Origin of the sequence: Bacteroides difficilis (assembly GCF_048319815.1) — a bacterium.
In the GTDB taxonomy this organism is placed as follows: Bacteria; Bacteroidota; Bacteroidia; order Bacteroidales; family Bacteroidaceae; genus Bacteroides; species Bacteroides zhangwenhongii.
This window is the reverse complement of record NZ_CP182814.1, coordinates 962,473-980,441: the sequence shown is the minus strand read 5'-3', so window position 1 is coordinate 980,441 and position 17,969 is coordinate 962,473. Positions and strand designations below refer to the sequence as shown.

General features: G+C 42.9%; 15 protein-coding genes. 1 reads left to right on the top strand and 14 read right to left on the bottom strand.

The window, feature by feature from the left end; translation table 11 throughout:
* Window position 1 precedes the first annotated feature (1 nt).
* The 3 genes from ACNOGP_RS03745 to polA form a co-directional block, all read right to left on the bottom strand.
* The gene (locus ACNOGP_RS03745) at window positions 2–907 is read right to left on the bottom strand and encodes a serine O-acetyltransferase (RefSeq protein ID WP_007757087.1); all 906 of its coding nucleotides are present in this window, start codon (window positions 905–907) and stop codon (window positions 2–4) included.
* 181 nt (window positions 908–1,088) lie between these two features.
* The gene (locus ACNOGP_RS03740) at window positions 1,089–1,484 is read right to left on the bottom strand and encodes a DUF3836 domain-containing protein (RefSeq protein WP_186966264.1); all 396 of its coding nucleotides are present in this window, start codon (window positions 1,482–1,484) and stop codon (window positions 1,089–1,091) included.
* A 332-nt stretch (window positions 1,485–1,816) separates the two neighbouring features.
* Window positions 1,817–4,609, bottom strand: a complete 2,793-nt coding sequence (gene polA, locus ACNOGP_RS03735; protein WP_418214099.1) for a DNA polymerase I — start codon at window positions 4,607–4,609, stop codon at window positions 1,817–1,819.
* Between the two features lie 88 nt (window positions 4,610–4,697).
* Between polA and ACNOGP_RS03730 the strand changes: the two genes are divergently transcribed.
* Window positions 4,698–5,672, top strand: coding sequence for a polyprenyl synthetase family protein (locus tag ACNOGP_RS03730; RefSeq protein WP_418214098.1), 975 nt, complete (start codon window positions 4,698–4,700; stop codon window positions 5,670–5,672).
* Here ACNOGP_RS03730 and ACNOGP_RS03725 read toward each other — a convergent pair whose 3' ends face one another.
* The 11 genes from ACNOGP_RS03725 to ACNOGP_RS03675 form a co-directional block, all read right to left on the bottom strand.
* Window positions 5,673–6,353 (bottom strand): DUF1266 domain-containing protein, encoded by a 681-nt coding sequence (locus tag ACNOGP_RS03725; RefSeq protein ID WP_186966266.1) that lies wholly within the window; start codon window positions 6,351–6,353, stop codon window positions 5,673–5,675.
* 297 nt (window positions 6,354–6,650) lie between these two features.
* Window positions 6,651–8,216, bottom strand: a complete 1,566-nt coding sequence (gene tnpC, locus ACNOGP_RS03720) for an IS66 family transposase (protein ID WP_121765588.1) — start codon at window positions 8,214–8,216, stop codon at window positions 6,651–6,653.
* 86 nt (window positions 8,217–8,302) lie between these two features.
* Window positions 8,303–8,653, bottom strand: a complete 351-nt coding sequence (tnpB, locus tag ACNOGP_RS03715) for an IS66 family insertion sequence element accessory protein TnpB (protein WP_004296723.1) — start codon at window positions 8,651–8,653, stop codon at window positions 8,303–8,305.
* Window positions 8,641–9,045, bottom strand: coding sequence for a hypothetical protein (locus ACNOGP_RS03710; protein ID WP_121765587.1), 405 nt, complete (start codon window positions 9,043–9,045; stop codon window positions 8,641–8,643). Before ACNOGP_RS03710 ends, tnpB begins: the two co-directional genes overlap by 13 nt.
* 244 nt (window positions 9,046–9,289) lie before the next feature.
* Window positions 9,290–10,192 (bottom strand): deoxyribose-phosphate aldolase, encoded by a 903-nt coding sequence (gene deoC / locus ACNOGP_RS03705; RefSeq protein ID WP_418214097.1) that lies wholly within the window; start codon window positions 10,190–10,192, stop codon window positions 9,290–9,292.
* The gene (locus tag ACNOGP_RS03700; protein ID WP_418214096.1) at window positions 10,179–10,517 is read right to left on the bottom strand and encodes a nucleotide pyrophosphohydrolase; all 339 of its coding nucleotides are present in this window, start codon (window positions 10,515–10,517) and stop codon (window positions 10,179–10,181) included. The genes deoC and ACNOGP_RS03700 overlap by 14 nt, the downstream gene beginning before the upstream one ends.
* A gap of 65 nt (window positions 10,518–10,582) precedes the next feature.
* The gene (gene dtd / locus ACNOGP_RS03695) at window positions 10,583–11,035 is read right to left on the bottom strand and encodes a D-aminoacyl-tRNA deacylase (RefSeq protein WP_418214095.1); all 453 of its coding nucleotides are present in this window, start codon (window positions 11,033–11,035) and stop codon (window positions 10,583–10,585) included.
* Window positions 11,036–11,114: 79 nt separating this feature from the next.
* Window positions 11,115–12,923, bottom strand: coding sequence for an excinuclease ABC subunit UvrC (gene uvrC, locus ACNOGP_RS03690; protein ID WP_418214733.1), 1,809 nt, complete (start codon window positions 12,921–12,923; stop codon window positions 11,115–11,117).
* Window positions 12,924–12,975: 52 nt separating this feature from the next.
* Window positions 12,976–13,506, bottom strand: a complete 531-nt coding sequence (locus ACNOGP_RS03685; RefSeq protein WP_007757107.1) for an adenine phosphoribosyltransferase — start codon at window positions 13,504–13,506, stop codon at window positions 12,976–12,978.
* A gap of 53 nt (window positions 13,507–13,559) precedes the next feature.
* Window positions 13,560–15,446 carry a tRNA uridine-5-carboxymethylaminomethyl(34) synthesis enzyme MnmG gene (mnmG, locus tag ACNOGP_RS03680; RefSeq protein ID WP_418214094.1) on the bottom strand — a complete coding sequence of 629 codons (1,887 nt, stop codon included), beginning with the start codon at window positions 15,444–15,446 and terminating at the stop codon, window positions 13,560–13,562.
* 1,271 nt (window positions 15,447–16,717) lie between these two features.
* Window positions 16,718–17,932, bottom strand: coding sequence for an IS256 family transposase (locus ACNOGP_RS03675; RefSeq protein ID WP_121765586.1), 1,215 nt, complete (start codon window positions 17,930–17,932; stop codon window positions 16,718–16,720).
* Window positions 17,933–17,969 lie beyond the last annotated feature (37 nt).

Sequence of the window (17,969 nt, the reverse complement as noted above, 5' to 3'; positions counted from 1 at the left end):
ATTATTTTTTTGCTTTGGTTTGTACGATTCTTGCTCCGGCAGGCACGTTCTCCGTTACCCAGATGTTACCTCCTACAGTTGCATCGTGCCCGATAGTGATTCTTCCCAAGATAGTGGCGTTGGAATAAACAATAACATTGTCCTCCAGAATAGGGTGGCGGGGAATCCCTTTGATAGGCTTTCCGTCAGCATCTAACGGGAAACTTTTGGCCCCCAAAGTAACACCTTGGTATAGTTTGACATTATTACCGATAATACTGGTTGCACCGATTACGACACCCGTACCGTGGTCGATAGTGAAGTAACTGCCTATTTTAGCTGCCGGATGGATATCAATCCCTGTTTCGCTATGCGCCATTTCTGTGATGATACGGGGAATTAAAGGCACTCCGAGTTCCAGCAATTCGTGTGCTATCCGATAATTGCTGATAGCTTTAATAGCCGGATAGCAGAAGATTACCTCTCCATAGCTTTCGGCGGCAGGGTCACCGTTATAGGCAGCTTCCACATCTGTTGCCAGTATTTTCCTCATGGTGGGCAGTTTGCTGATAAACTTAGCGGCAAGGCGGGCTGCTTCTTCCCGTTTGGAATCGGAGCAGACGTTGCATTTTCCCTCTATGGAAGTACTAAAACACAATCCGGCCAGAATTTGCTCTGCAAGCAGATCAAATAGTTTCTCAACGTTTACACCAATGTGATAATTGATAGTCCGGCTGTTAATGGTCGAATTTCCGTAATAACCGGGAAATAGAATAGAGCGTGAGAGCTCGATAATTTCATACAAGACTTTAGCAGAAGGCAGTGGTTCGCCATCTTTGTGTTGATGAAACAGTCCTTTGTAAGATTCGCTTTCCGATAGCTCATCGACTGCCTGTGTCAGAATGTGGGTGAAGTTCAGTGGACTCATTAGGTCAGTTACTCATATTTATATGGGTACAAAGGTATTAAAAAAATAATAAGATTGATTGGGATTCAGGATAAATAATGTATTTTCACGTGGAACATCCGATTATATAATGTGAAATGCCACTTCTTCACCAGAAGCGGCATTCCTTGCTATTAGAATATTAGAATGAGAGAGAGTTTTGTTACATATTTGTATTATCCATCGTAACGGTCATTTCGGGAACCAATACGTAGGCTTGCTTTTTAGTGTTCCATTTATAGTAATTGGTAGTGACGGTTTTACCTTCGTAAATATAGTTGATTCGTAAATCTTTTTGCCATTCATCCTTGTCACTGTCCCATCTCAAAGCTTCACTTTCAACCATCCGTTTGCTATCATCGTACTTATAATTGTACTTCATGTAGTTAGCAAGGGTACTTCCGTCCATTTTGTAAACAGTTTGTCCTATTGTCATACCATTTTCTTCTACCGGATTGTAGATCAGTTGACCATCATTGCTGCGCGCAGAAGTGGCAAGTGATGCAACCAGAAGAACTGCTGATACAACGAACATCTTTAAAAATACTTTGGCTTTCATGGCTATTTAAGTTTTTGGGTTATTCTTTCATTTTTCTATAACTGCATCTGTTTTACGCTGCGAAATTACATATTAATTTGCTATTTATGCAATATTGAAGATGAAATATTATCAAAATGTCAGATTTGTGCGCTAGTATTGACTTGCTTTTTGGCAATATTGGTGACAAAAAAATATCCGGCAGTCAATCTGCCGGATATAGAATGAATCACTTCGTTGAAAAAGTGTTCCTTTTTCTTGCTTTCTGGTTGTCAGGTTAAATAATGTTATTACTAAATCCTGTTGCAATTTTGCCGGTATGCGCTGTGGCGGTGCAAGATGCATTATCGGTTTTAATGTGCTTCGAGCCAGTTCTTTCCCCATCCGCAATCCGCTTTTAAGGGAACGTGCATACGGTATGCTTTTTCCATTTCTTCGATAACGATTTCTTCTACCCGTTCTTTCTCATCAATGGGGACACTGAAATTTAATTCGTCGTGTACTTGCAGAATCATTTTGGCTTTTATTCCTTCTGCCCGGAACCGTTGGTAAATACGTGCCATAGCCACCTTGATAATATCGGCCGCGCTTCCCTGAATAGGAGCATTGATAGCGTTTCGTTCCGCATATCCGCGTACGACTGCATTCCGGGAGTTGATATCCGGTAAGAAACGTTTCCGGTGGAAAATCGTTTCCACATATCCTTTCTCTTGAGCCACCCGGATACTCTGATCCATGTAGGCCTTTACTCCGGGATAGGTTTCAAAGTAACCGTCGATTAATTCTTTGGCTTCTTTTCGTTCTACATTCATCCGTTCGGCAAGTCCGAAAACAGATATACCATATATAATACCGAAATTGGCGGTTTTTGCTTTGCGGCGCATATCAGAATCCACATCCTTCAGATCAATCTTATAAATCTTAGCGGCTGTTGCAGCGTGGATGTCATGATTACTGAGGAAGGCGTCGATCATATTCTTATCCTCACTGAGATGTGCCATAATCCGTAGCTCGATCTGTGAATAGTCGGCGGAAAAGAAAAGACAACCTTCATCCGGAATAAATGCTTTACGGATCTCTTTTCCGTTCTCGTCGCGTATGGGGATATTCTGTAAGTTCGGATTGCTTGAGCTGAGACGTCCTGTAGCGGTGACAGTCTGATTGAAAGAAGTATGTACCCTTCCCGTACGTGGATTGATAAGTTGGGGGAGTGCGTCGATATACGTTCCCAGTAACTTCTTCAGTCCGCGGTGTTCCAGAATTTTCTCCACCACCGGATGTTTGTGGCGAAGACTTTCGAGAACCTCTTCCGAAGTGACATATTGCCCTGTCTTTGTCTTTTTGGCTTTTTCTACAATCTTCAGCTTATCGAACAGAACTTCACCGACCTGTTTCGGCGAAGCGATATTGAAAGTCTCGCCTGCCAGATCATAAATCTCTTTTTCGATGCGTTCCATCTGTTCTGTAAAATGAGCGGACGACTGTTTCAATGCTTCCGTATCCAATAACACTCCGTTTCTTTCTATATTGACCAATACCGGGACGAGAGGCATTTCGATATCATAGAACAAACGTTCGGCGCCATTCTCTTTCAATTCCTTCTCCAGTACGTTTTTCAATTTCAGCGTTACGTCTGCATCTTCGCAAGCGTAGCGGTAAACATCCTTCGGAGCAAGGTCGCGCATATTCTTCTGGTTTTTACCTTTTGGCCCTATCAACTCATCGATATGAATCGTCTGATAATGCAAATAGATTTCTGCCAGATAATCCATCCCGTGACGAAGTTCCGGTTGAAGAACATAGTGAGCAATCATTGTGTCGAAGAGCGGACCTTTTACTTCCACTCCATAATTTTGGAGAACAATCATATCGTACTTGATATTTTGCCCCACTTTCAGCGAACTTTCGTTTTCGAATACCGGTCGAAACTCATTGACGATTTTTAACGCTTCTTCTTGGTTTGCGGGAACCGGGACATAAAATGCTTCATTTTCGTTAATGGAGAAACTCATTCCGACCAATTCTGCATCCATCGGTTCCGTTCCGGTGGTTTCCGTATCTAACGAGAGAATTTTAGATGTAAGTAACTTTTGAATAATTTCCTTTCTTTTCTCTTCTGTATCAATGAGTTGATAGTCACAACAGAGCGATTCTAACGTCTCTAGATTCGATTTTTTGGCTTCACTCGGCTCGTTGCCCGTGAAATTTGCAAATAAATCGCCTTGTATCCCTTCACTTTTTTCGGGAAAGAGTGGGAGAGGAGCGGAAGTCTCTTTTTTAAGTACCCGGTCGATAAGTGTTCTGAATTCCAGTTCCTCGAAGATGGAACGAAGCGCCTCTTCGTCCGGTTGCTCGCGAACGAGCGCATCCATCTCAAGTTGGATAGGTACATCGGTTTTGATAGTTGCCAGGAATTTAGAAAATGTTATCATCTCCCGATTCGTTTCCACTTTTGTCTTTAATGCTCCTTTCAGTTGGTCGGTATGCTCCAATAGGTTCTCGATACTTCCGAATTCGGCAATCAGTTTCTGAGCGGTCTTTTCGCCTACGCCGGGACAGCCGGGGATATTATCCGAAGAGTCGCCCATCAGACCGAGCATATCAATCACTTGTGCCGGAGACTTAATATCGAACTTGGCTTTCACTTCTTCCACTCCCATTACCTCAAAGCCTCCCGTATGTTTGGGACGGTACATGAATACCTTGTCACTTACCAATTGTCCGTAATCCTTATCAGGTGTCATCATATAAGTAGTGATGCCTTGACGACCGGCTTCGGTAGCAAGTGTTCCTATCACGTCATCGGCTTCGTAACCGGCAACCTCCAGAATAGGAATGCGATAAGCACGGATAATATCCTTTATAATAGGTACGGATAATCGGATTGCTTCCGGAGTTTCTTCGCGTTGTGCTTTATATTGTTCGAAAGCTTCGTGGCGGAAGGTAGGCCCCGAAGGGTCGAAAGCCACTCCTATATGCGTCGGGTTCTCTTTTTTCAGCACCTCTTCGAGGGTATTCACAAAGCCTAGTATGGCTGAAGTATTGAATCCTTTGGAGTTGATTCTGGGGTTTTTGATAAAGGCGTAGTATGCACGGTATATCAGTGCATAAGCGTCTAAAAGAAATAATTTATTATCTGAATCCATAGATTTAATTAATTTTTCATGGTAAAAGTACAAAAAAATACCGTATTAAGCGTTTTATTATTACTTTTGTGCTCAAATTGTGTAGTAAATGGACAGTATATCACTTATCAGAACTCCGATTGAAGCGGAACTGGAGGCTTTCAAGAAACTTTTTGATAGTTCTCTTTCCAGTTCGAATGCATTGCTCGACAGTGTCGTATCCCATATACGGCAGAGGAATGGTAAGATGATGCGTCCTATTCTTGTCTTGTTGGTGGCACGTCTTTACGATGCCGTCCGTCCTTCTACCCTTCATGCGGCTGTTTCGCTGGAACTGCTTCATACAGCCAGTTTGGTGCATGACGATGTGGTGGATGAGAGTACCGAACGTCGTGGTCAGCTTTCAGTGAATGCCATCTTTAATAATAAGGTAGCCGTGTTGACGGGAGATTATTTGCTTGCCACTAGTCTGGTTCACGCCGAGCAAACGAAAAGCCATCCTATCATTCGACTGGTTTCTTTGCTGGGGCAGGATCTTGCCGACGGTGAATTGCTTCAACTTTCGAATGTAAGTAATCATAGCTTCTCGGAATCCGTTTATTTTGATGTAATCCGTAAGAAAACCGCTGCTCTTTTTGCTGCCTGCACGAAGGCTGCCGCCCTCTCGGTAGATGCAAATGAGGGAGAAGCCGAATTCGCCCGTTTACTAGGGGAGTATATTGGTATTTGCTTCCAGATTAAAGATGATATTTTTGACTACTTTGATAGTAAGGAGATTGGTAAGCCGACAGGTAATGATATGCTCGAAGGAAAGTTGACCTTACCGGCTCTCTATGTGCTGAACAATACGAAGGACGATGCTGCCCGGGAGATTGCGATCAAGGTGAAAGACGGTACGGCTACCCCTGACGAAATAGTCCGTTTGATCGCGTTTATCAAAGAAAGCGGAGGTATCGAATATGCAATTCAAACCATGAACCTGTATAAAGAGAAAGCTCTAGGATTATTGGCCTCTTTGCCGGATTCGGATGTATGTACAGCTCTCCGGGCCTATCTGAATTACGTGGTGGACCGCGAAAAATGATTACTTTCGATATTTATCCAACCGGGAATAACAAGACAAAAATCGATCCCAATCTTCTATCTTTTCTGATTTCATAGCTTTGCCTATTAGGAAGCTTTTATCTATTTCTTCCGGTGTATGGAGTATATCAGTGCATAATGTATTGGCCTGTTCTATGTATCTCCAGGCTTCTTCTTTTGTAATATATCCGCTTCCTAAAGCGCTGCGAACCAATCCTACGAGCAGCCCCATATCCCATCCGACAATACCTCTTTCCAAATCATTTATCCATATAATAGGGTCTCTTCTTTCCTCTGTATACTTCACGAAATTGTATAGATTCTTTCCTTGCCGGATGAAGCGTTCTATTCCGAAAAAGCGTTTGTGGATGATCTCTTCGAACTCATGTATGTTACTTGCTGAAAGCAGGTGAGGTAGCATGATTTGATAGGAGACCCTATCGCCTTCATTGATCAGAAATTGGAATAATCCGGTGACGGATTCGGTATCGTTACAATAAAATTTCTCTAACAACAAATCGGATAATTTTTGCGGATGCATTCCGGTTTCCATGGAATTAAGATAAAATCCTTCCAATGCGGCTTCCATATAGCCGATGCGTAATCCCTTTTTCCTCTCGGTTTTGAGGAATAGATTTAGAGGGTTATGATTGAATCGTAAGGTTCTCGTGTATACGTCCATCCTATACTTTCATTCAGATTTATGAAAAGCGTGAGAACTGTTGCAATGTATCCTCCTGAGGCTTCGGCAAGCCGTTATGATAATACAAGCAACAGTCCCACGCTCCATTCGATATATAACAAAAGTATATACATGAAGGTGCGTGAGACCCGTTTGCTTATTACCTTCATAACTTTGAATTTTGCCGAATTCCAGGAAGTTGGTAATAAATGAAACGTTCTCTAATATAACTGATTAGCGTAAGCGTCTCCGCGATTCTATATAGTGTATTAAAATAAAAAGGCTAATGATCCCTTTTTAGTCATTAGCCTTTTCCCATCTGTCAGGAAGCAGTTCCCTGTATTTTTCAATTGGTGTGTTCGGTTGCCATTCGGCTGTTCTGTTTATCACATCCGTGAGATACTCAAATAGATTCACTTTATGCATCCTACAAGTGAGTGCTATCGTATAGAGTATGGCGCCTCGTTCGGCCCCCTTATGGCTGCCGAAGAACAATGAGTTTTTTCTTGATAAGGATATGTACCGGTTCATCCGTTCAACCATATTGTTGTCCAGATAAGTGTCACCATAATTAAAGATGTCCACCACTGCATTCCACTCATTGCGAAGATAGGTAATGGCTTCCTGCAGTTCGCTCTTAGGTAACAAATCCCCCCGTTCTTCTATTTCATCAAGCACATCTTTTATTTCTCCGAGTATGTCCGGCGCATACTTTTTTCGATGCATAAGATTCTGTTCTACCGTCCATCCCTCAACCCCAACTTTATGCTTATGCTCGTTTTGATAAAGTGCGTTTATCAGCTCCACGATCCTTTTTGCATCCGGGTCCTTCTCACCGCAATCTATAAATTTACGTTTTATATGTTGCAAGCACGGGATGCGTGTGATATTGGGATAAGCATCGCTTTCGAGCTTCCGGTAAGGTGAGTAACCATCGCTTTGTATGATACCTTTGCAACTGCCTAATTCGTTAAGAATAACTCTTTCAGACCGGGAGCCGTCATCATAGAGCAAGTATATCATCCTGGTGTTTATGCCGACAACCACCCAAAGATATCCCTTCCTGACTCCTTTTCCCTTGCTGTTCTTTTCCGGGACGAGTATTTTGTAATAGGTTTCATCGGCTGCCTTATAAGGATCACTCAAAGCTGTCTGCCGGATGCACTTATAAAGATTTTCGAAGAGGCTTGAGGCTTTTTCTATCAACTTATGAGCCGTAGGTTTCTTCAGCGTAAAGCCATGACTCTCGAAGTAGTTGATGATTCTTTCAACAGGTAGCGATTGTATATAACGTAATTCCATCAATCCGGCAATAAATGAACCGTCATAGCTGGAATTCAAGAAGGCCGAAGCCGGTGTTTTTCCCTCAAACAGGCGACCTTCTTGCGTATAGGTGTGTATCTTGTAGACATGCTTGATGAAGCGCATGGGTACACATTCATAGCGGACGCATATTCTGGGAACAGTGGTAAACAACCGGGCCTTATTGATGTCAAAATCGGGATCATCGGGATAAACGACATGTTCTTCTTCCTCCATCTCATAATGCATGTCACGTTTGGCCCCATTGTTCTTTCTTGCTTTACGCTTATCTGCTTTTTCCGCTTCTATCTTCTGCCGCTCTTCTTCGGATATGGCAGATTGGGGAGCCTGTTGCTGTTCGGATGTGTTGGATACAAGTTTGGCGAGTCCCTTAGTAAGGCGCTGTTGCTTGCTAAGAGATTCGCCTTTTTGAAGGAGTGCCTCTTTAAGGGAAGAAACCTCCTTTATCAAAGCATCTATTTGGTCCAAGAGTCTGTTGTTGTCATCTCGTAATCCCTTGATTTGTTCCTTCAATAACTCTATGATCTCATCCTTTTTCATGGCATAAAGATATAAAAAATCAACGAATTGGCCAAATAAACCGGATGATATCTTTAGCGCAAATAACTAATAATCAAAATGTTGAATTAGATCCTAAAACGCTTTCTCAACCGTACAGACTTTAATGACACTCCATTTAAGATAAAAGACAAAACCTGATAAGAAATCTCGTAATTGCCTGTATTGGGGTTAAATGTCGGTAACTCAAAACTTCCACCTTCGAGGCGCTTGTAGTACAGAAGAAAGCCATCGCCATCCCAACGCAGTATTTTTACACTTTGTCGGTTTTTACCAAAGAATAAAAAGATATCTCCGGAAACGGGAGACAAGTCCTTCATTTCCGATCGTATAATTTTGAATAAACCGTCAATGCCAAGGTTCATACGAACAAAGCCCTGGTACAGATAGTATCGATTGGCTGATGTTAGAGAATACATGGATCTCCCTCCTTTCTTTCGTAATCGCGCAACATTTTAATCACACCACCGGGTGTGGCCCGTTTGACCGAAATGGTGGTTCCACTGTTAAAGGTGATTGTGATCCCGGCAAGACTAAACTCTTCTTCCGACAACATGGCGGGTGCTATTTGAGTGAACGCAGGAGAGGTAGTGCTCAGTGGGGACGGTTCAACGCCGCCATAATAATCACGGACCACATCTGCCTTGGCTTGTTTAACGCTATAGCCCCGTCTGGACATCCAGGAACTCATACCACCAAAAGTGGTATGCTGATCGCGGCAAACATCGGCTAAAGAACAATTGTAGTCTACTTTCAATACTTCAAGGAAATGTTTCCAAGTTTTTCCAAATCGATTTTCTGCTAAATCCATAATGCTTCATTTTTATACATAGCAAAAATATAAGAATGAAAAAAGGCCGACAAGATAGAATCGCGGAGACGCTTACTGATTAGCTATATTTTCATCGCTAAATCGTTTACAAAGATAAGAATTTTCCGAATTGTAGGATAACGAACTTTAGTTTTTCTTAATATAAAAAATGCCGCGTCGGCTTCCGTAAAGACGGGAGCCAGCGCGGCAGGGCATATTTGATTGCTAATGTAGCCCTTGGGGTTTAGAAGAATTTGATTTCTTCGCCTTTGATATCCGAAAGGAGGAGATTAGCCAGACGGCTGGTACCCAAGCGGAACAGCTGGTTGTTGAGCCATTCCTCGCCCAGTACTTCCTTGACGATGGTGTAATAAACAACTGCATCGTTGACCGTATTGATACCTCCTGCCGGTTTGAAGCCGACTTTATTTCCTGTTTTCTGATAGTATTCCTTGATGGCTTCACACATCACATACGCAGCTTCCGGAGTGGCGGCAGGCTGTTGCTTGCCGGTGGACGTTTTGATGAAATCCGCACCCGAATACATGGATAGGATGGAGGCTTTCTTGATGTTGGAAGCACTCTTCAAGGCTCCTGTTTCGAGGATTACTTTCAGATGATGTTCTTTGCACACTTCCTTCAACTCCACTATTTCTTCGCACATTCCTTCGTAGTCTCCGCTCAAGAACTTGCCTATGGAGATGACGATGTCTATTTCATCGGCGCCGTCTGTGATTGCCAATGCAGTTTCTGCTACTTTTACTTCGATGAAAGTCTGAGATGAAGGGAAACCTCCTGATACACAGGCGATATTGACTCTGTCTACCTCCAACGTATTCTTGACAATAGCGGCAAAATTAGGATATACGCAGATTGCCGCTACATTCTTCAGATCAGGGTATTCATCGTCAAACTGATTGACTTTTTCGGTGAAATGCATTACGCTTTCATCGCTATCTGTGCTGTTCAGTGTAGTCAGGTCGATACAGTTAAACAGGAACTTCTTAACGTCTTCCGTATTGTTTTCCGGAACTTTCTTCTCGATCAGTTCGGCTACGCGAGCTTGGGTGTCCGCATCGTTCAGATTGGTGTTATACTTTGCCAGTGCGGCATCATACTTGCTAGGCTGTGAGTTATTCTCTTCCATGATCTTTCAGTTTTGGGTTGTTGATATGTCTTTTATTATCTCGTTTCGTTTTCTTGTCTATACTCTTTTGCAACGCGTTGGTGATATCTACACCCGTTTGGTTGGCAATGCAGAGAAGCACCCATAATACGTCTGCTATTTCTTCATCAAGGTTGTCTTTTTCTCCCTCTTTGAAGGATTGATCGCCATATTTTCGAGCCATAACCCGTGCCAGTTCTCCGACTTCTTCGGTCAGGACTGCCATGTTGGTCAACTCGCTAAAGTAGCGGACGCCGTATGTCTTCACCCATTGGTCTACTTGTTTTTGAGCTTCTTCCAGAGTCATTTCTTTAGTACTTAGGGGTTAATAATTGTGATTAATAGGGTTGTTACTGATGGTTAGTCAGTCTGTTATTCTTTGTTCTTGGTATCTATACATATAGTAACAGGGCCGTCGTTTAAAAGTTCGACTTTCATATCCGCCCCGAAAGTACCTGTACCGATTGCCTTGCCCAATGCGCTGCTCAGATCTTTGCAGAACTGCTCGTAAAGCGGAATGGATACATCCGGCTTTGCGGCTTTGATGTAGGAGGGGCGGTTTCCTTTCTTGGTGGAAGCGTGTAAAGTGAATTGGCTGATGACCAGAATCTCGCCTCCGTCTTCCAGAATAGACTTATTCATTACTCCATTTTCATCGTCGAAAATACGCAGATTTACTATCTTTTTGCAGAGCCAGTCAATGTCCTCCTGACCGTCGGTTTCCTCGATACCGACTAAAATCAGCATTCCTTTTCCGATGGCAGACTTGCAGTTTCCGTCAATAGTGACTGATGCATGGCTTACCCGTTGTATAACAATTCGCATTACTCTTCTTTTATTTCATGATTATGAAAGGCAAATTTACAAAATTAAGAAGAGAAAACGGTGTATTGGGAAGAAAATATTATAATCCTTCTTTGACTATTTTTGCTTTGGCTTCTCCGACAACGGCAGCAATATCCTCTAATGAGGCCTCTTTGATTCGTTTTACGCTCTTGAACTCTTTTAGAAGAGCCGTTTTGGTCTTTTCTCCAATCCCTTTGATGGTATCCAGCGCAGATGCCACTTGCCGTTTGCTGCGTTTATCGCGATGGAAACTGATTGCAAAGCGGTGTACTTCATCCTGAATCTGTGTCAGTAGGCGGAAAAGCGGGCTATGCTGCTTGATACCGATTGTTTGCGGTGGAAAGCCGAATAGGAGTTCCGATGTACGGTGGCGGTTGTCTTTTGCCAGTCCGGCAATAGGAATATTGAGGCGTAATTCATCCTCAATAACTTCTCTGACGACCTCCATTTGTCCTTTTCCACCATCAGTGATAATCAGGTCGGGTAGAGGAGCGCTTTCTTCAATAGCACGCTGATAACGCCTTCTGACGACTTCTTTCATCGAAGCGTAGTCATCCGGACCTACGACGGTCTTTATATTATATTTCCGGTAATCTTTTTTCGATGGTTTGGCTTTTTTAAATACGACGCAGGCTGCCACTGCGTCAGAACCTTGTATGTTCGAGTTATCGAAACATTCAATCTGCAATGGAGGCCTTTCCAAATGCAATTCTTGTTGTATCTCTTTCATCAAACGCATACTCCTCTGCTCCGGATTCAGCTTTTCCGCCTGCTTCAGGCGGTCGGCCTTGTATTGCTTCACGTTTAAGATGGAAAGTTCCAATAGCTTCTTCTTATCTCCCCGTTGGGGAACGGTGAAAACTACATTATTCAGCTCCATATCAAGCTCAAAAGGAACGATAATCTCTCTCGACTGACTCTTGTAACGCTCTCGCATCTCGATAATGCCCAGCGTCAGAAGCTCTTCTTTTGATTCATTCAGCTTCTTCTTATATTCGAAAGTGAAAGCCTGGTTGATAGCTCCGTTGGTGATATGGAGGTAATTGATAAAGGCCGAATTGGTTTCATCTTCTTCGATAGAAAAGACATCTATATTATGAAGGACAGAGCTGACCACTTCCGACTTCGAACGATAGTTTTCTATTAAAAGATACTTCTCTTTTATTTTCTGTGCCTCCTCAAACTTCATCTCACCCGCCAATGTCTGCATTCTCTCCAGCAGCATACGGCTTACTTCTTGCGTATTTCCCTTGAGAATCTCTTTGATTTCATCGATATTCTTGAGGTAATCTTCCTGTGATTGCAGCCCGATGCATGGTCCGGCGCATTTCTTGATATGATATTCCAGGCAAACATTGAATTTGCCTGCCCGAATGTTCTCCGGGCTTAAATTTAAATTGCAAGTCCGCAAAGGATATAGATGCTTTATTAAGTCCAATACCGCATACATCGAGGGAATATGGCTATACGGACCATAATAGGAAGAACCATTTCTTATTATCTTTCTCGTTTTGAAAACTCGGGGAAAATACTCGTTTTGTACGCAAATAGAAGGATAAGTCTTGTCATCCTTCAATAAAACGTTGTAACGGGGTTTGTATTTCTTTATCAGATTATTTTCCAGAAGGAGAGCGTCCTCTTCCGTGTTGACTACAATGTAGCGAATATCCACGATTTTGCTGACCAACACCCGTGTCTTTCCGGGTTCGTGTTCTTTACTGAAATAGGAGTAGACCCTTTTCTTTAAATTTTTAGCCTTTCCAACGTATATAATCGTTCCTTCCGAATTCAGGTATTGATAAATACCCGGCTTTTCGGGAAGATTGGCTACGATTCCTTTCAGATATTCATTGAACTTCGCTTCCATACGTATGCTTATTCTCATTCTTTGGGTTTCATCACACAGAGGACGCGGAGTATTATAGCGTCAGTACGGATTCTACCTCTACATCATCGCCGAATACGGCTTTCCCGTTCAGGTCTTTCAACTCGATGATGAAGTTTACATATACTTTTTTAGGCTTTAGCATTTTCACAAGTTCACAAGCTGCTTTCATTGTTCCTCCTGTTGCCAGCAGGTCATCGTGTATCAGAACTACATCGTTCTCGTCCAGTGCATCTTTATGAATCTGCACGGTATCTTTTCCGTATTCCTTGTCATAACTTGCCTCAAGTGTTTCGGCCGGAAGCTTGCCTGGTTTGCGGATAGGGACAAAGCCGGCATTCAGACGGGTTGCCAGAATAGGCCCCATGATGAAACCTCTTGATTCTATGCCTATAACTTTTGTGATACCTTTGTCCTTATACATATCGAACATGACATCCGACAATTCCTGCAAACACCACGGGTCTTTGAATAATGTCGTAACATCATAAAACAAGATTCCGGGAATGGGGAAATCTGGTATTTCCCGAATACTTTTGATTAGCGTTTCTTTGCTCATAATCATTGATTTATATCGTTTCTTTAAATGTTTTGTTTCACGTGAAACGTTGCACATTATCATCGTCCCGAAAGCACCAGCAATACATTGATGTCGCTTGGAGATACTCCCGGTATTCTGCTTGCTTGGGCAATTGTTTCCGGATCTATCTTTACCAGCTTTTGGCGGGCTTCGGTAGATAGCGACTGAATGGAAGCATAATCAAATTTCCCTTTAATTTTTATACTTTCCAATCGTGCCAGTTTTTCTGCTATCATCCGTTCTCTGTCAATGTATCCTTGATACTTGATTAAAATTTCAGCAGCTTCGAGAATTTCTTCTTTTCGGCCCTTATCGGAATTTGTCGCTTTTCCCAATTCCCGTTGGAATGCCGGAATATGCTCTGATATGTTTTCAATCGTCACTTGCGGACGATTCAGTATTTCTATCAACTTGCATCCTTGACGCAGGGGAGTGGTTCCTATCTTTTCGAGTGCATCATTGATTAATGCAGGTTTCATCGAATAGTTTTGTGCGAAGGAAACAATTTGCTCCACTGCTTCCTTTTTGCTTTTCATTAATTGATAACGATCTTCTTTGGCCAGGCCAAGCTGATAGGCTCTTTCGGTGAGTCGCATATCTGCGTCATCCATTCGGAGCAAGATCCGATATTCTGCCCGTGAGGTGAACATCCGATAAGGTTCATCTACACCTTTTGTTACCAGATCATCGATCAATACGCCTATATATGCTTCGTCACGTGCTAATGTGAATGCTTCGCCACCATGACAATTGATATGTGCGTTGATTCCGGCTATTAATCCTTGTCCTCCGGCTTCTTCATATCCGGTAGTACCATTCACCTGTCCGGCAAAGAATAAATTTTTGATAATCTTCGATTCCAACGTATGTTTCAATTGTGTCGGGTCGAAGTAGTCATATTCGATGGCATATCCCGGACGGTAGATCACCAAATCTTTGAATGCCGGAATTTGTTTTAGCGCTGCGATCTGTATGTCCATCGGAAGCGAGGAAGAAAATCCGTTCAAGTATAATTCTTGGGTGGTTTCACCTTCCGGTTCCAGGAACAACTGATGCTGGTTCTTGTCGGGGAAAGTAACGATCTTGGTTTCGATACTCGGACAATAACGTGGACCGATACTCTGAATCTGTCCGTTGAATAGAGGGGAATCCGGCAGACCCTCGCGTAGAATGCGATGTACTTCCTCATTCGTATAGCAGGTCCAGCATTGAAGTTGTTTCAAATGCCGTACGCTTGTGTTCATAAATGAAAACTTATGGAAGTCACATTCTCCATCCTGTGTTTCCATCTGATCAAAATGAACGCTGCGTGCATCTATTCGTACCGGAGTTCCGGTTTTCATCCTACCGTATGTGATCCCGTGACGGGCGATGGATTCGGTCAGTTGGTAAGAAGCCGGTTCGGCCATTCTTCCTCCCGGCAACTTATGACGTCCGACGTGCATAAGTCCGTTGAGGAAAGTTCCTGCGGTTAGTACGACACACTTTGCTTTGAAGGTAACTCCCCAAACTGTAACAAGGCCGGTCACCTCTCCGTTCTCCACCAGAAGTTCGCAGACGGTATCTTGCCAGATATGAAGATTGGGCGTGTTCTCCAGTTTTTCCCGCCAGGACCAGATAAACTTGGCGCGGTCACATTGAGCGCGCGGACTCCACATGGCAGGACCTTTTGACCGGTTTAAGATTCGGAATTGGATGGCCGTCTCGTCCGTAACCAATCCCATCTGTCCACCCAGTGCATCTATTTCACGTACAATTTGTCCTTTGGCGATTCCTCCTACTGCCGGGTTGCAACTCATCTGTCCAATCTTGTTCATGTCCATTGTGATGAGACAAGTCTTTGAACCTAAATTAGCGGCAGCGGCTGCCGCTTCGCAACCGGCATGTCCGGCACCAATTACAATTACGTCGTACTTAAAATCCATTCCTATCTTATTTATTATCTAACGCTGCAAAGTTACAGAAAAGTTGCGAGAGTTGTATCTTTAAGCTGTTTTTGCTTCCGAAAAATCGGGGAGAGGGACGGGCGGATTGAAAAAAAACGCCGTGATTTCGGGTTATGAACATACAGTTTGTTCAAAAAATAAAGTTGTTCTTACTGCTTTGGTGGCTTACTTTCTACTAAAAAGTAAGAATTTTGCCTCTATATGTTCTCGTATGCTTTCTTTTTGCTACTTCGGGAATTACCGGAATTTTGAAGAAACTAGACCCGTCTTTCACCCGAACTCTTGACATAAGTCAAAAAAATAAGTTCAAATATATTTTTTAATAAAATGTCTCTTGTCATTTTCCAAAACAGCTATACCTTTGCATCGTAGTTGTGAAACTACTTAGATTTTTAGGTATTAGAAAAAGAAAAATTAAAAGGTAAAAATTAGAAGGTATTAGTTTATAAATTTAAGGTATTAGATTTTTTAGATTGTTTTTAGGAAAAAGGTTGTTTTGATTAGGTATTGGTAAAAGAGTAGTTTTTAGGTAACAAGTAAATGAAAGATGAAGAAAAGAAGAATCCCATTAATGGGGATTCTTTAAGGTGGAGCGGAATGATTCGCTCTTTTTTTATGCCCGTTTGTGTCATTAGCAGTACTATTTCATAGATGAATACTCTGTAGTCTTATCCTGGATTGGCGCTCTTTTCAGATTATAAAAGCGACATTCTATTCATTCCACTCTAGTGGATAGAACCGTTCACTGGAGTAGACGGAACTGTTCACTAGAGTACAATGATCTGTTCACTGGAGTGCAACGGTTTGGATGCGCGATAGATAATGCGGGGAGTATGGCTTGGTAAAGCGCTCTTGAATACTTCCTTATATATAAATGTCTGTTGGTTGTGGGCTGAGGTACTGTTGGACAAAGAAGAAAAGAAGCTCGCGTTTGTCATGAGAGGAAAGAGCATGAGAGATCCTGTAAAAGGATATGAGAGATCTCGTGAAAAGTATGAGAGATGCGGAACTTTAAAATCATCTCTCATTATATAACCATTTGATCATAAGTTGTTTACCTTCCTTTTATGAGAGATATGAGAGATGAAAATGAAAAATCAGTTTTAGTATGCCGCTGAATTCAATTTGTAAATGCGACACCTCCGGGGGCGTAAAATAAACTGTGTCATGCTCTATTTTCCTTTCAAACTCATCGGTCGGGGAGCGGCCAGCGCCAAGGGGCGGGACCACCCGTCCCGACGAGCGTAAAATTACAATAATTTAAATCTATCTCCAAACTTTATCGCTAATTGCCCAGCGATGGCCGCCCAATTAGCAATGGGCATGGTCCATTTCTTGCGTATGTTGCGGTAAGCGAGGTAGACAAGCTTCTCAAGGGCGGTATCATTAGGGAATACGCCCTTGTTTTTTGTAACTTTCCGTACTTGGCGATGATAGCCCTCGACAGTATTGGTGGTATATATCATGCGGCGTATATCCGGTGTAAACTGGAAGTATTCAGCAAGCCTTTCCCAGTTGTCCTGCCATGACCTGATGACAATCGGATATTTCTCACCCCATTTCTCATCCAGATTAAGAAGCTCTGTTTCCGCGGCTTCCTTGCTTACAGCGCCATAGACACGTCTCAGGTCTTTCATGAACTCTTTTTGATGTTTGCTGCCGACATACTTGACGGAATTGCGTATCTGATGGACGATACAGAGTTGGACGACGGTATTGGGGAACACGCTTTGGATGGCATCGGGGAAGCCTTTCAAACCGTCGACACAAGCTATGAGGATGTCACGCACGCCACGGTTCTGTAAATCGGTCAACACATTCAGCCAGAAGTTTGCGCCCTCATTTTTAGAGATATACATGCCAAGTAAGTCCTTACGTCCTTCCTTGTCTATAGCCAGGACATTGTAGATCGCACGGCTGACGGCACAACCTCTGTCATCCATTACCTTGTAATGAATGGCGTCGAGCCAGACTATCGGATAAACCGGGTCCAGACTCCGGGAACGCCATGCCTTTATCTCCGGAAGTACACGGTCGGTGATGGAACTGATTGTCTCGGCAGATACACGGTTACCCAGATTCTCTTCCATCCAGTCGCTTATCTCACGTGTGCTGTTTCCCAAAGCATAAAGCCCGATGATGCGGTCTGCAACACCCTCGGCAAGAATGGTCTCACGCTTCTTTATAAATTGAGGCTCAAACGTGGCATTGCGGTCACGCGGAGTAGATACGGTCACTTCACCCATGGAAGTCTGTACCTGCTTCCGCATCTTTCCGTTACGACGATTGCCACTCATACGCTCTTCATCGGAGAGATGGGCATCCATCTCGCCTTCAAGGGCCGCATTTAAAATACTCTCCAATAAGGGAGCAAACGCTCCATCCTTTCCCAACAAGGGCTTACCGGCTTTTAGCTGTTCGATGGCCTTGTTCTTGATACTTTCAAAATCAAATTCTTCGCTCATAAATAAACTGTGTTTGCAAAGTTAATATTTTATTCAT